The sequence below is a fragment of the Muricoccus radiodurans genome (assembly GCF_050154705.1).
Classification (GTDB): Bacteria; Pseudomonadota; Alphaproteobacteria; order Acetobacterales; family Acetobacteraceae; genus Roseomonas; species Roseomonas radiodurans.
In genome coordinates this window covers 4,115,669-4,129,624 of the sequence record NZ_CP189561.1, presented here as the reverse complement: position 1 = coordinate 4,129,624, position 13,956 = coordinate 4,115,669, and the positions used below count along the sequence as shown (strand labels likewise).

Annotated in this window: 10 protein-coding genes, 1 tRNA gene and 1 pseudogene; 6 read left to right on the top strand and 6 right to left on the bottom strand. The window is 67.7% G+C overall.

Going from position 1 to position 13,956, the window contains the following annotated elements; genetic code table 11:
* Window positions 1–112: 112 nt before the first annotated feature.
* A complete protein-coding gene (locus ACP6CK_RS19455) occupies window positions 113–742 on the top strand; it encodes an FMN-binding negative transcriptional regulator (protein WP_426954956.1) in 630 nt (209 codons plus the stop codon).
* Between the two features lie 254 nt (window positions 743–996).
* Here ACP6CK_RS19455 and ACP6CK_RS19450 read toward each other — a convergent pair whose 3' ends face one another.
* The 4 genes and pseudogenes from ACP6CK_RS19450 to ACP6CK_RS19435 all read right to left on the bottom strand — a co-directional run bounded on the left by ACP6CK_RS19450 (window position 997) and on the right by ACP6CK_RS19435 (window position 3,540).
* On the bottom strand, window positions 997–1,875 hold the full coding sequence (locus tag ACP6CK_RS19450; protein ID WP_426954955.1) for a DMT family transporter: 879 nt from the start codon (window positions 1,873–1,875) through the stop codon (window positions 997–999).
* 195 nt (window positions 1,876–2,070) lie between these two features.
* Window positions 2,071–2,316: a hypothetical protein gene (locus ACP6CK_RS19445; protein WP_426954954.1), complete on the bottom strand. Its 246-nt coding sequence runs from the start codon at window positions 2,314–2,316 to the stop codon at window positions 2,071–2,073.
* An 86-nt stretch (window positions 2,317–2,402) separates the two neighbouring features.
* Window positions 2,403–3,239: pseudogene (folD, locus tag ACP6CK_RS19440) on the bottom strand (bifunctional methylenetetrahydrofolate dehydrogenase/methenyltetrahydrofolate cyclohydrolase FolD); the annotation flags it as partial.
* 1 nt (window position 3,240) lies between these two features.
* Window positions 3,241–3,540, bottom strand: a complete 300-nt coding sequence (locus ACP6CK_RS19435) for a YggT family protein (protein ID WP_426954953.1) — start codon at window positions 3,538–3,540, stop codon at window positions 3,241–3,243.
* 160 nt (window positions 3,541–3,700) lie between these two features.
* Between ACP6CK_RS19435 and ACP6CK_RS19430 the strand changes: the two genes are divergently transcribed.
* Window positions 3,701–3,776, top strand: a tRNA-Ala gene (locus ACP6CK_RS19430).
* Window positions 3,777–4,318: 542 nt separating this feature from the next.
* On the opposite strand, the gene ACP6CK_RS19425 is transcribed toward ACP6CK_RS19430, so the two are convergent.
* Complete coding sequence (locus tag ACP6CK_RS19425) at window positions 4,319–5,344, bottom strand: MerR family transcriptional regulator (RefSeq protein ID WP_426954952.1); 1,026 nt, start codon at window positions 5,342–5,344, stop codon at window positions 4,319–4,321.
* A gap of 3,511 nt (window positions 5,345–8,855) precedes the next feature.
* Here ACP6CK_RS19425 and ACP6CK_RS19420 point away from each other — a divergent pair.
* On the top strand, window positions 8,856–9,923 hold the full coding sequence (locus ACP6CK_RS19420; protein ID WP_426954951.1) for a hypothetical protein: 1,068 nt from the start codon (window positions 8,856–8,858) through the stop codon (window positions 9,921–9,923).
* A gap of 88 nt (window positions 9,924–10,011) precedes the next feature.
* Here ACP6CK_RS19420 and ACP6CK_RS19415 read toward each other — a convergent pair whose 3' ends face one another.
* Window positions 10,012–10,290 carry a DUF6894 family protein gene (locus ACP6CK_RS19415; RefSeq protein ID WP_426954950.1) on the bottom strand — a complete coding sequence of 93 codons (279 nt, stop codon included), beginning with the start codon at window positions 10,288–10,290 and terminating at the stop codon, window positions 10,012–10,014.
* Window positions 10,291–10,898: 608 nt separating this feature from the next.
* Between ACP6CK_RS19415 and ACP6CK_RS19410 the strand changes: the two genes are divergently transcribed.
* The 3 genes from ACP6CK_RS19410 (at window position 10,899) to ACP6CK_RS19400 (ending at window position 13,813) form a co-directional block, all read left to right on the top strand.
* The gene (locus ACP6CK_RS19410; RefSeq protein WP_426954949.1) at window positions 10,899–12,110 is read left to right on the top strand and encodes a hypothetical protein; all 1,212 of its coding nucleotides are present in this window, start codon (window positions 10,899–10,901) and stop codon (window positions 12,108–12,110) included.
* Between the two features lie 259 nt (window positions 12,111–12,369).
* Window positions 12,370–12,558 (top strand): hypothetical protein, encoded by a 189-nt coding sequence (locus ACP6CK_RS19405; protein ID WP_426954948.1) that lies wholly within the window; start codon window positions 12,370–12,372, stop codon window positions 12,556–12,558.
* Between the two features lie 202 nt (window positions 12,559–12,760).
* Window positions 12,761–13,813 (top strand): UDP-glucuronic acid decarboxylase family protein, encoded by a 1,053-nt coding sequence (locus ACP6CK_RS19400; RefSeq protein ID WP_426954947.1) that lies wholly within the window; start codon window positions 12,761–12,763, stop codon window positions 13,811–13,813.
* Window positions 13,814–13,956 lie beyond the last annotated feature (143 nt).

The following is a 13,956-nucleotide window of genomic DNA, read 5'->3' as shown; positions in this document are numbered from 1 at the left end:
CGGTCTGCGGCAGCCCGACAAAAATAGAAGGGGGCGCGGGGGAATACCTTCCCCCGCCCTTCCTCCCACACCGCTGTCGCGTCCGCAGCACCGCCCCTGCTACCCTGGCCCCATGTACACCCCGCCCGCCTTCCGGGAGGACGACCCGGACCTCCTCCGCGCGCAGATCGCGGAATCCCGCCTCGCCCTCCTCGCCACCAACGGCCCGGATGGCATCCCCCTCGTCACCCCGCTGCCCCTGCTGCTGGACGGCCCGGACCACCTCCTCGGCCACCTCGCCCGCGCCAACCCGCACGCGAAGGCCCTGCCCGCCACCGCCCGCGCCCTCGTCCTCTTTCAGGGGCCGGAGGCCTACATCTCCCCCTCCTTCTACGAATCGAAGAAGGAGCACGGCCGCGTCGTCCCCACCTGGAACTACGAGGCGATCACCGCCGAGTGCGACGTCGAGACCTTCGACGACCCCGACCGCCTGCGGGATGCCGTCACCCGCCTCACCACCCGGCACGAGGCGGCGCGCCCCGACCCCTGGGCCGTCTCCGACGCCCCGCCCGAATTCACCGCCGCCCAGCTCCGCGGGATCATCGGCATCCGCCTCGCCATCACCCGCCTCTCCGGCAAGCGCAAACTCTCCCAGAACCGCCCCGAGGCCGACCGCGCCGGCGTCACCGCCGGCCTCTCCGCCAGCCCCGACCCGCGTGATCAAGCGGTCGCGTCGGCCATGGCGGGCATGCAAACCCGCTGATTTTCTTGACTTTTCACAACATCTGTGGTGCCATTCACCCATCATCGGCACCACCACGCGAACCGCCCCGGGAGGGCGCCGCCCTCCCGGACCCTCCCGCCGGGGACTCTTAGGTCCCCGGACCCCTGGGAAGGCTGCCGCGGCCTATGGAGAAGGGGCCGCCAGGAAGTAAGGCGGTAAGAAAGTAAGGAAGACGCTGGATCAAGCGCATTCGAATCAATGGCTTGGAGCAACGCCAGGGAAGTCGGGATTCCTTACCCGCCCCGCGCACGGGCCCGGAACAGCACCACCAGCCCGGCCAGGGTCAGCGCCCCGCCGATCAGGTCAGCCCAGTCCAGCACTTCGCCCAGCGCCGCCCACCCGATCACCGCCGCGACCGGCGGCGCCAGCAACTGCAGTGCGGAGGCCATGCTCGCCGGAAAGCGCCGCAGCATCACGAACAGCATCCCGTAGCCGCCCACGCCCACCACCGTCACGCTGTAGAGCATCCCCAGCCACACCCGGGTCGAGGCATGGTCTGGCGGCGCCCCCTCCACCAGCACCGCCAGCACCAGCAGCAGCACCGCGCTCACCGCGCTCTGCCCGAAGGTCGCGGACCACAGGTCCACCCGCCCCCGCGCCGGCGCGAAGACCAGCAGCCCCACCGCCTGCGTCGCCGACCCCGCCAGCGCCAGCCCGATCCCGCCCAGCTCCCCCGGCCCCACCGGCCCGACCACCCGCGCCGCCCCCAGCACCGCCACGCCGGCCCATCCCAGCGCCAGCCCCATCCAGGCCGGCAAGGACGGCCAGCGCCCCGACACCACCGCCTCCCCCAGCGCGACGAAGAGCGGCGTTGTCGCCATGATCAGCGCCACCAGCCCCGAGGGGATGAGCGACATCGCCCACCAGGACAGCGCGAGATACCCGCCCGTCCCCAGCAGCCCCATCGCCACCACCCGCAGCCGGTCCGGCGCCGCCGGCACCCGCGCGCCCGTCGCGAAGGCGATCGCCAGCAACAGCGGCGCCGTCGCCAGGAACCGGATCGCCAGCGACCAGAAGGGCGGCCATTCCAGCACCACCACGCGCGCCGCGTTGAACGCCGATCCCCAGACGAGGACGAACGCCACCGCCAGCACCAGATCGGCCGGTTTCATCCCGCCCTGTCCGTCATGAAGCCCTCCGGCAGATCGCCGCAGCGTGCCGACGCCCGAAGGCATGAACCCGCGAACATCCCGGAGATGAGGGCGTGTCACCGGACAGCCGGCAGGCGCAGATCGCCCCGGCCCACACACACCCTGCGGCAAGATGCTGCGGACAGACCAAGGAAGGAGAGCCTGACGCTGGGCGCCCTAGCGCCCGTCGCGTGCGCGCAGAAGCGACAGGATCTCCGCCCGCTCCGCCGCCGCCCGCACCGACAGCACGCCAAGCCGCCCGAGCGCCAGCAGCGACAATGCCGAGACCGCCCCGGCCCCCGCATACAGCACCCGCGCCCGCGACCACTCCGGCCCCAGCAGCGGCGTGCCCTGCAGCGCCAGCACGGCGCAGCCCGCCAGCGCCAGCACCCCGATCGCCTGCACCACGCGGAACAGCGTCACGCCACGCCCGGCGCATGGCCATAGGAGACATCGGGCCGCGGCTCCGCCGGAGCCGCGCCGCCATTCGGCTGCAACGGCTCCGCCCCGCGCCGCGCCAGCGCCGCTTCCAGCGTGTTCTCCAGCAGGCAGGCGATGGTCATGGGCCCGACACCGCCCGGCACCGGCGTGATCCAGCCGGCCCGCTCCCGCGCCGCCGCGAAGTCCACGTCGCCCACCAGCCGCCCGTCCGGCAGCCGGTTGATGCCGACATCCACCACGGCCGCGCCCGAGGCCACCCAGTCCCCCTGCACGGTCCCGGGCCGCCCGACGGCGGCCACCAGAACCTCTGCCCGCCGACACTCGTCGGCCAAGTCCCGGGACCGCGAATGCAGCATCGTCACGGAGGCATCTGCCGCCAGCAGCAGCGCCGCCATCGGCCGCCCGACGATCGCGCTGCGCCCGAGCACCACCGCCCGCGCCCCGCGCAGCGACACGCCCGCCTCGGCCAGCAGGTGCATCACGCCCTTGGGCGTGCAGGGCACCAGCCCCGGCAGCCCGGCCGCCAGCCGGCCCGCATTGATGGGGTGGAACCCGTCCACGTCCTTCCGGGGGTCCACCGCCTCGATCACCACCTGGGTGCGGATCTGCGGCGGCAGGGGAAGCTGGACCAGGATGCCGTCCACCGCCGGATCGGCGTTCAGCCGCCCGACCAGCGCGACCAGCTCCGCCTCGGAGGTCTCCGCCGGCAGCTGGATGGTGGCGCTGTCGAAGCCCGCCTCCTTCGCCGCCTTGTCCTTCGACCGGACATAGACGCCGCTGGCCGGGTCATCCCCCACCCGGACCACGCGCAGCCCGGGGCGGAAGGGCAGCGCCGCCACCCGCTCCGCCAGCCCGGCCCGCAGCCGCGCCGCCGAGGCCTTCCCGTCGAGGATCACGGCCGCCACGTCAGATCATCCGGTACAGGGCCGGGAAGACCGTCACGTTGAGGAAGATCCGCAGCGCCTGCAGCAGCAGGATCAGCACCAGCGGCGACAGGTCCACGCCGCCGAGGTTCGGCAGCACCCGCCGGATCGGCCGCAGCGCCGGCTCCGTCACCCGCCACAGGAAGTCGCCCACCGACCAGACCAGCCGGTTCCGCGTGTCCAGCACGTTGAAGGCCGTCAGCAGGGAGAACACGGCCGCGATGATGAGGATCCAGACATAGATGCCGATCACCTGGTCGATCAGCCAGAACAGCGCCGTCATCCCAGCCCCTTCCCCCGGACGGAAGGCCGCCGTTTAGGGCCGCCGGCCCCACCCGTCCAGCATCCGCCGTCCCTTCGCCGCGAACCGCTTGACGCCGCCCCCGGCTGGGGGAATAAGGCCGCCTCCCGCGCCGGTCCCCAAGCCGGCGCAGCGGTGGCACGGGGCTGTAGCTCAGTTGGGAGAGCGCGTCGTTCGCAATGACGAGGCCAGGGGTTCGATTCCCCTCAGCTCCACCACCCGCCACCCTACCACACTGATCAGCACAATCCTTCTCCGCGTCTCGGAACCGCCGGCACGGGGTTTCCCGTGGCCGTTCACGCGTTGCGCTTCGGGGCCCGGCCTTGCCCGCGCAGTCCACAAACCAGTCGTAGAACACCCGTCGGGGTGAAGGCCCCAGACTGGGCAATCAAGAGTGTCAGGCGATCGTTCGGGTGAGCCGCGCCCGCCTCACGCAGGGCCGGCTGCATCGGGATGGCCAGGCGAGCGGCGGTCTTCCGCTGGGTGACCCTGATCGGTCCGCCGCGGACGTCCGGGCGGCCCGTCCACCTCGCATCTGAGCGACGCGATGCCGTGTGAAGGGGCCGGGCCAGGGCAAGGCTGGCACGCGTCCCCACGGGCCAGCAGTCCTCGGAGACCTTGATGGCATCCTCTGCCCAGGCCGCTGTGACGAGGGCGCCCTAGAGCGCGTCACGGAGCCAAGGGCTGTCATCGTCAACGGACGATGGCGACCCGGTCTCGACCATCGCCGCCCCCACACGGGACATCCGCCGTCAGGTTGTCATCCCGCCCCCGGAAGGTACGCCATCATGCCATCCGTCCGTGACCGCACGGCAGGGGGTGACAAGCAGGTCGCCACGGCCTCGTAGCCCGGAGAGCCTGGGTAGGGCGCAACTTGGACAGGCGGGCTGTGGTTGGCGGGACAAAAGATGATCGCCTCGTCAGTGCGAAGCTCGGCGAGGTCTAGGATCGCGCTGGAACGTGTCATCAGGAACAGCGTTCGTCCAAGTGGACCACGGCGGCGCAGCCAGGCGATCAACGCCAGTTGGGTCGCTTCCCCTAGCCCCTGCTCGACCATGTCGACGACCAGGGCATCCGATCCGTCCTCCAGGTCGACAAGGAGGGCCAGCAAGGCGTCCGTTGCCGACGCGCCGTCCTCCACCAGCCAAGCCAGGGCCGCCTCTACCCGGGCTGCCAGTGCCGGATCGGCTACCATCCGCAATGTCACGGCATCCCCACCTTCAGTCAGACGGTCCAGGCCCAGGAAAGCAGCACCGGGCAACTCTTCCGCAAGGCGCCGCGCGAACCGGGTCTTACCGCTGCCTAGAGGGCCGATAATGAAGTTGATCGCCCGGATGGTGCGCAGCGCGAAGCGCTCGCCATCCCAGGGCCACGGCAGTTCGAACACGGCAACTGGCTCGGCGGCAGGCTCCATCAGTTGTGCCAGCTCCCCGATCGCTGGCGGCCTGCCCTGGGCGATATCGCCCCGCAGGCGACGCACCCGTTCCACGGTGCTGGCGGTCTCGCGGACGCGGCTCTCAAGGGCGGCTTGGTGTTCGGCCAGGGCCGCTTCCAGGCCTTCGTGATGGCCGCCGAGGACGCGCATCACCTGAGCGAGGCTGAAGCCGAGACCACGGAGCGCCACGATCTGTACAGCCCGGGACATCTCCTGCGGTCCATAGGCCCGCCAGCCCGCCTCTGTCCGGACGGGGCACAGCAGGCCGCGCTCCTCATACAGCCGCAGAGCCTTCGCGGAGACGCCGAGCCGCTGGGCGGCTTCGGATGGGTTCAGGACCTGGGCAGACATGACCACTGCTCACCTTGCTTCCTGCTGACCGCAGCATTCATCGAGGTAACCCCAAGGGCCGGGTCAAGCCTCTTCTGCCACCGGTGGTATGTGCCGCTGCCGCGACAGCCCCACCACGGTCCCGGGACGAACACAGCACAGCCGCGCCGGTCCGAAAGGTCCAGACGACGCCGGCCACGGCCAAGGATCGAACATGAGTACGACGCCAGCAGCCATGTCCGAGCATCGCGCGCAAGTACGGATTGCCGAGGGCAAAGTGTACAACGGACGCAAGCGCGAGAATGGCCGCCGCTGGTAACGGCTTCTCCGAGATGATCGGCCGAAACGGTGCGGTCAGGCGGCGTAGGATGCCGAAGAAAATGTATTCGGGTCGCCTTCTGATCGTCTCCCTGCGTCACATCGTCGACGCAGGACGAGGCTTGAGCCCCCTGGTCAGGGCTTCCGCAACGTCGAGTTGACGCGACTTGTGTCCGACCTGTCACCATGGCTGGGGCAGACATGTGGCAGTTGCGCATGGCCAAGCCGAAATGGAGCGCACCGAAGTCCGTATTCTGCCTTGTCGTTTCTGGAGGCCGGGGTGTGCAGCCTAGCCCCGCTGTCGCGGACATGGCTTGGGCAACCAGCAAGTCGTTCGGTGGGGCGCTTAGGCCCGTGCTACATTTCGCGAGCGGCGCTCGCGGCGGTCACATCTCCAGGCCTGTTGTACGGCAGCGGTGCTGCGGCGCCTTCCGGTGCCTCCTGCACCACCAGATGGTGGGCTTCCGACGTTCGAAGTAGGACGAAGTGGCGAGCTTCCTCCTCGGTCGAGGCCACAGCCAGGTAGCGACCGAGGTGCCGAGCATCTCCGGCATGTCGGTACACGAGAACTTCCCAGGCCCGCAGCACGATCACCTCCGGTATGATATAAGGAAACCGATTCACTCTACCACAGGTTGCAATAGGGGCGGCGTAGTCGTGAGTGTTATTTTGGAAACCTCCGAGGTCCGATCGCGAGGCCAAGGCGGACCGCCCTCAGATACATCCGCCCGAAGGTGGATCGGGGTGAGTGAGCGCAGCGTCTCATCTCTCAGACAAGCGCTTCGCTCCTTCGTCTGCCAGTCCTTCGAACTCCCGAGTGTCTCCGCGAAAAGCGCCAACTCTCACGGCACTCGACGGACCTCATGACACCGACTGCCGCGCGATCGTCGGCGTGATTTGGATCGGCTTCGCCGAGCTGCCGGTTGGCGCCGAGTGCGCGAGAGACAGCCGCTCGATCGGTCAGGTCTGACTCGCGTGCGAGGGCGATGGTGAGGGCGCCGTGCGTCAACCGAGCGTAGCACCTCGGTCGGCAGCATCGCCCAGGGACGGCACTCGATGAGACCGGATCGAAGGAGGGCTCTGCTCCATGGACACCGTCAAGGAATTCGAGGCAGGTCTCAGCCTGCCCCGCCGCAGCGTGCTGATTCTGGACACGCCTAGCCGGGTTAGGCCACGCGTATGACAGACGCGACACGTCCAAGCTTGCAACCTTGGTCCACCTGGGAGCATTCCCGCTTTGCAGCCCCCCTCTCGGGACTGCAATTTTCTTGGACGTTTCCTCCCTAGACTTGGCGGCGCCTTCGGGTGCCGCTTTTTTTCGTGCTGCTTCGCACCGCAGGTTGGCCCAGCTAATGCCACTTGATCATCATGCGTGCCGCCACGATGGCGGCGTGGTGGCAGCCCTGCCCCATCATCTCCCGCGCGCCCTGCACGGATGTGCCGTGCATTCCCTCCAAGGGAACTTCAAGGCGCCACACCCGCTTCACATCCGAGGGCAAGTGGTGAGGGAGTTAGAAAGGGTGGCACTTTTTCGGCTTCAGCCGATCGATCTGCATCTAAACCATCGCAACTGGGATGCGAGTTCGTTCTTCGGAGAATGCTTGGTGAATCAGCCCAGCGAACATTTGGCTCGCTGGGCCGCCGCGGGGGCACTTGGCGTGACAACGCAGGCGGAGGCCGGCCAGCCCCTTCGGACTATCCCCTGGCTCAGCAAGGATCTCGTCTCAGCCGAACGGCTTGCCCGCAGCGAAGGACCTGATGTTCCGGATGGAGGCGTGATGATCCTTTCTGAGGGTCCGCCACGGACATGGCTGCTTGTTCGATCTCCATGAAATGTGGTGCCCGCATCGAGGCGACAGCGATGGTGGAGGAGGCCGAAGCCTCTCCCCTTCGTCGCGGTGGCGCTCATTTCCTCGCTCGGGTGTCGTGACGCGGCTGGTGCTTACGGCCGCCTCGGCCCTGCGCTGCGTCGATCCTAGGGGCGTCCGCTGGCGGTCATGCCGCTCGATCCAATCGAACAGCGGTGCAAACAGGTGATCGGCGCCCTTGTGCTCGAGGAGTTGCCGCAGCACCGGCCGCACCTTCGCCTCCCCGCCATCGCCACCTGCAGCCTTACAGAGCCATCGGTAGATCGTCCGGCCAGCGGTTTAGGAGAGCGTGACCGTGCTGCGCGGCTTCGGCGGCAGCCACCCCGTGGTCTCCGGCACCGCACTCGTGTTCGCCAGCGTCAGGTGCCGTCCCTCCAGGCCCAGCCCTTCCGGCGGGTGCAGCAGTTCATCGCGGGCAGGCTCGGCACGCAGTCACTCCGATGGGATGGGCAGCAGGGCCATCCTGTCCGGGGCTCCTGATTCGCGGTCGGGGGTCTTTTAGGCCATGAACGTGAACGGAGCGGGTTGCGCGAAGGGTGCGCGAGGAGCCGCTCAGGACTGTGGCGCCATGGCGCAACATCGGCTTTGGACCCGATGTTGTTGCCGCTGCCGACCCGTTGGATGATGCAGGCTTCGGCCACGCGGGCCGCCGCGCCCTGCGCCGACGGTCGTCAACCCTGAGGAGCCGCCCCGTCCCTTCTCTCCAGGGAACGCGATGCGGGTCCACCCCCTGTACGGTCTTCGGCTCACTGCCTGACCGTCCCCTTCCAGGGCAGCCTGCTCCTCATGTGCATCCCCTGAAGGACAGGGAAGCCCGGCCGAGGCGCGCCGGCAGCGATGCGGGGGGAATCCGGTCGCCCTCATGCAGGTGCTGTTCCACGGTGGATGCGGATCGGTCAATTCCGAGGTCGGGACGGCGGGGAAACGACGGGCTGCGGCAGCGCCCGCGCCGGGAATGCAATGTTGCTCGGCAGAACACGATCTCACGAACAGCGGCGGGACTCCGACAGGGCATGTGTCCCGGCAAGGGGCGCGAGTCGTTCTCAAAACTGAGAGCAATGTTACTGTGGCTGATACGGTCAACCTGTCGACCGAAACTAAAAATTGATACTGTCGTTCTGCTCCAAGCCACATATCACAATTGACATAACGAAATCATTACGTTTTCTACACTCATGTCCGTTAGGTGGCAGGGGGAAGCGGTGGACCGGGTTCTCGTCACGACCACTGAGCCGCAGCACAGCCTCGCGCTGTCGGAAGACCGGCTTCGCGTGACTGGGTCCAGGCCCGGTGGGGGTCCTGCTGCGCTTTCCGAGAGGGCCGACCATACCGGACCGTCCGCGAGCGTGGACGGCCATCCCCTGCGACTTGCCCTGGATCTGCTGAAGGGAACGCTGGCCCTTACGGTCCACAAGATCCGCTATGGGCTGGCCAGCCGTCTCTGGCATGGGACGAACCTCGTCACCGAGCAGATGTCCCGCCACACGCAGCAGGTACGCCTTCTCAGGGCTGGCGAGGTCCTGGGGTCTCTGGACGTCTCCACGGTTCGGGATGAGATCGGGTCACGCCGCGGCACGGTGTCTTTCAACGGATGTCTGCATCAGCTCTTCTCCGGCCAGCCTCTGACGAGGCAGGAGAAAGCCCTCGTGCTGGCGCAGCTGGTGGCAAGCTTCAGCCTCACCACGTCCTATGACTTCGCCGATAGCCCGTTGCTGGACGGGGATGACCGGCTGCTCATGCGGGAGGTGCTTTACGGCGCGGGCTTTGCGGCGCGCGAGATGAGAACCTTCATCTACCAGTCCCGGCAGGATGGCCAGGACACGACCGCCGACATCGAGAGCAAGAGCACCCGGGAGCAGACGCGATCGGCCACCAGGAAACTCGAGGTTGTCGACGTCAGCTTGGACGAGTTCATCCGCTTCCACGACGCCAATCTCGCGCAGAAGCACAACTATCGCCGGTGGGACATCGACGCCGCCTTCGTCGCCGATGCCCTCGCACTCGGAAAAGCCCGCATCCTGGCCGCCAGGGGACGATCCGCCGACGGCCTGACCCCGCAGGGCATTCAGGCGGCGATGATCTACACGTGGGACGATATCTCCCTCAAATTGTACCGCATCTCCTATGACACCGCGAAGACCGCGAATCCGCATGCCAACAAGGTGCTCATCGCGCGGGGCATGCAGATGGCGCATGATCTGGGGCTGCTCCTGGATACGGACTGCGCCCCTCCCGGCGCGGCGATCCTCTATGAACGCTTCGGCTTTCCGGAACGGGTCCGCACGCACTACGTGCGCGCCACGCTTCTCTCGAAATTCGCGGCATTCATCAGGAGGGATTTCCCGTCCCTCGATCGGCGCCTGCGCCCCTGGGTCATACGGGCCGTGACCAGGGTCAACCGCTCGGCTGCCTGATGCCGCTCACCGCCGCGCGTCCGGATGGTCCGGGCTGAGCGTCCCGCGCTCTCTGCTAAATGGCGGCCGAGTTCGCCTCCACACAACCTTACCTCCGTGCGGAACCTTGCGTCTGCGCGGCGCTCCATGAATGGACCGATGGGGCGTCCGTCCCGGTCAGCATGAGCGAGAACTGGAGAAGACCGGCAGCATTGGTCACGTCCACCTGCCAGACGCGATGGGTCCAGGGACGCTCGCCCACGCTCAAGGCCAGTTCGATCAGCCGCTGGCATGCCTCCCGCCGTGCGGCGTCAAGACTGTCCATCTCGGTGCCGTTCGCATCCGTCAGCGGCGTCCCGTCCTTGAGGTGAAAATGGAACTTGGGCATGGGCGAATTCCAGGGAATCGGGGCAGATAACGCGGCTGGAGGGTGGGCGTTTTTTTGCGTCGGGAGCCGCCGGCTTCATCCTTTCGATGACCGGTGCCTCGAGCACGTCCCCGGACAGGCCGATCATCCCGCCGCAGCCGCCGCCTGGCGCCGTCAGGCCGGAGCAAGATCTCCGTCGCTCGCTTCAATCCTGGACAAAACCTGCGTGCTCGGGATGAGCAGCTGGTCATCCTGCTCCGACCTGACCGGGCGTCTGGGAACACCCGGCCGGCGGATGAGGTGAGCACGGCGGGCGGCGGCGTGCCCTTCAGTCCCGATCTGAGGGGGCACAAACGATCCAATTGATTCCATGCCGCAATGCTCGTATCGTCGAACAAAATGCAAGGCGGGCCGATCGATAGGCGAGATCGCTGGGCACAACTGGCCACAATCCCGCCTTCCCACACTTGTCTCTGTGGGTGCGCCGGATTAGCGGTCCGCGTACTGCTGGACGAAGCGGCGGGCGCCTCGAATTTAAGACAATCTGCCCGTCATTATCTCTGATTCAAATCGTTGACATCACCAATCCGTTACGGTCTACACCCTCGGATCGTGTTGGTGGGGGAACGATGGACCGGGTTCTCGTCGATGACGCCGATCCCCGGCGCAGCACCGCCCTGCCAGGAGAACTCCTCCCGGCAACCGCAAACTGGGGCGGTACGCGATCAAGCACCTCCTTCGAGAAGTACGGCGGGACGGCATCTCCGGCGAAAGCCGACGCCCATGTGCCAAGGCTTGTCTGGGAGGGACTGAAGGGAAGCCTGGCCTTCGCGCTCCATAAGCTGCGCTACGGCTTGGCCAGTCGGATCCGGCACGGAACGGCGCTCGTCGTGGAACGAAAATCCGGCCAGACGCATCAACTGCGCATCGTCAGGAAGGGCAGGGTTCTCGGTTCGCTGGACGTCTTCACGGCGCGCGACGAGATCGGATCGCGCCGCGGCACGGTGTCGCTGAACGCGTGCGTGCACCGGCTCTTTTCCTGTCAGGACCTCAGCCAGCATGACAAGGGCCTGGTGCTGGCCCAGCTGGTGGCGGGCCTGGGCATCTCCGCCTCCTACGACGTCACCGACAGCCCCTTGCTGAATGAACATGACAAGCTGCTCATGAGGAAGGTTCTCTGTGACGCGGGGTTTGCAGCGCAGGACCTCAGAACCTTCATCTACCAGTCGAGGCAGAACGGGCCGGACACGACCGCCGATATCGAGAGCAAGAGCACCCGGGAGCAGACGCGATCGGCCGGGAGAAAGCTCGACGTCATCGAGATCGGCCTGGAGGAATTCATCCGGTTCCACGACGCCAATCTCACTCAGAAGAACAACTACCGCCGATGGGACATCGACAGCGCGTTCGTCGTCGATGCGCTCGCCCGAGGGAAGGCGCGCATCCTGGCCGTGAGGGAGCGGGCTGCGGAAGGCGCCAAGGCCCAGGACCTTCACGCCGCGATGATCTACACCTGGGATGATACCTCAGTGAAGCTGTACCGCATCTCATACGACACCGCGAAGACGGCGAATCCCCATGCCAACAAGGTGCTGATCGCGCGCGGCATGCAGATGGCGCATGATCAGGGATTGCTCCTGGATACGGATTGCGCGCCCTCCGGTGCAGCGATCCTGTATGAGCGATTCGGCTTTCCGGAGCGGGTCCGAACGCATTACACGCGCTTCACGCTTCTCGCGAAGATGGCGGAGCTCGTCAGGAAGGATTACCCCTCTCTCGATCGGCGCCTGCGCCCGCCGATGATGCGGGTCGTCGCCAGGGTCTCCCGCTCGATGGCTTGAGGCCCCCGCTGGACGGGGCCGCGGGCACGCGCCGGAGAAGCACGTCCAGGCCGCGTCCCCGTGCAACGCATCCTCCGCCGCGGGCCGACCAGAGGGAGCAAGCCCTCGGGAGCTCGCGTCGCCTCGGACGGCGTGCTCGCTCGGTGCAGGACCATTCCGCCGGGTTCCGTCCCGCGGTCCTTCAGGGCAACCGACACTCCCCGCTCCCGTTTCCGTTGCGGCGGCGGCACGGGCCGCCGCGCGATCCGGGATGGACGACATGACGGACAGCAAGCGGGAGCTCCTGCACACCGGCACGGACAAGCGCTATGTCAGGCGCAACGAGGACGGCACCTTCAAGGAGAGCGACGATGTCGGCCGCTCCCTGAGCCAGGACGTGAAGCGGCACGCGAAGAAGGAGGTGCCATCCGGCCAGGGCGACCGGGGCGACCAGAAGCGCCGGGACTAGGGACCTCCGTCCGGTTCCCCGGCGCAGGCCGTGGCGCGAAGGGCGGCAGGGGCCTCCCGCCGCACGAACCGTCGCGCGGCCCTGATCGCGGCAAGCGGCACCGCGTCCGGGCCAACCCGGCCCGGGGGCTTGCCGCTCACGCTTGCGGCCGCTCGGGGCCGCATGCAGTCTGACCAACCAGCCGAAGGAGAGTAAACGCAGGATGGATTCGAGCGTCCTTCCGGCCCGCAAGCGCGTCCTGGTCACGGGCGGCGCTGGATTTCTTGGCTCGCACCTGTGCGAACGCCTGCTGGCCGGGGGCGCCGAGGTGCTCTGCGCGGACAACTACTTCACGGGGCGCCGGTCCAACATCGCGCCGCTGCTCGGCCATCCCCGCTTCGAGGCGATGCGCCACGACGTCACCTTCCCGCTCTACGTGGAGGTGGACGAGATCTACAACCTCGCCTGCCCCGCCTCCCCCGTGCACTACCAGTTCGACCCCGTGCAGACGATCAAGACGAGCGTCATCGGCGCGGTGAACACGCTCGGCCTGGCCAAGCGCACCAAGGCCAAGATCTTCCAGGCCTCCACCTCCGAGGTCTATGGCGACCCCGAGACCCACCCGCAGGTCGAGACCTACCGCGGCAGCGTCAACCCGATCGGCCCCCGCGCCTGCTACGACGAGGGCAAGCGCGCGGCCGAGACGCTCTTCTTCGACTACCACCGCCAGCACCGCGTGCGGATCAAGGTCGCCCGCATCTTCAACACCTACGGGCCCCGCATGCTGCCCAACGACGGCCGCGTGGTGTCCAACTTCATCGTCCAGGCCCTGACCGGCCAGCCCATCACCATCTACGGCGACGGCGGCCAGACCCGCTCCTTCTGCTACGTCGACGACCTCATCGAGGGCTTCGTGCGCCTGATGGACGCCCCCGATGCCGTCACCGGCCCGGTCAACCTCGGCAACCCCCACGAGATCACCGTCGCCGAACTCGCCCGCCACATCCTCGACATCACCGGCAGCCGGTCCGAACTGATCCGCCGCCCCCTCCCCGCCGACGACCCCATGCAGCGCTGCCCCGACATCACCCAGGCCCGCACCGCCCTGAACTGGGAACCCCGCGTCCCCCTCCGCGAAGGCCTCACCCGCACCATCGCGTACTTCGACCACCTGCTCTCCGCCAAAGCCACCCTGTCCGCCGAGGAGCTGGGCGAGGTCGCGCCGGCCGAGGCGCCGGAGGTCCGGATGGAGCACAGTGGGGTCCGGCTGGTCTGAGGAAGGCCGGGGGAGAGAACTCCCCCGCCAGACGCATGCGTCTGTCCCCTTCTTTCGTCAGGCTGCCGCGGGTCATTGGCCGAGGTGGACCGCGGCAGCCTGACAAAAAGAGAAGGGGGTCTGGGGGAATTCCTTCCCCCAGC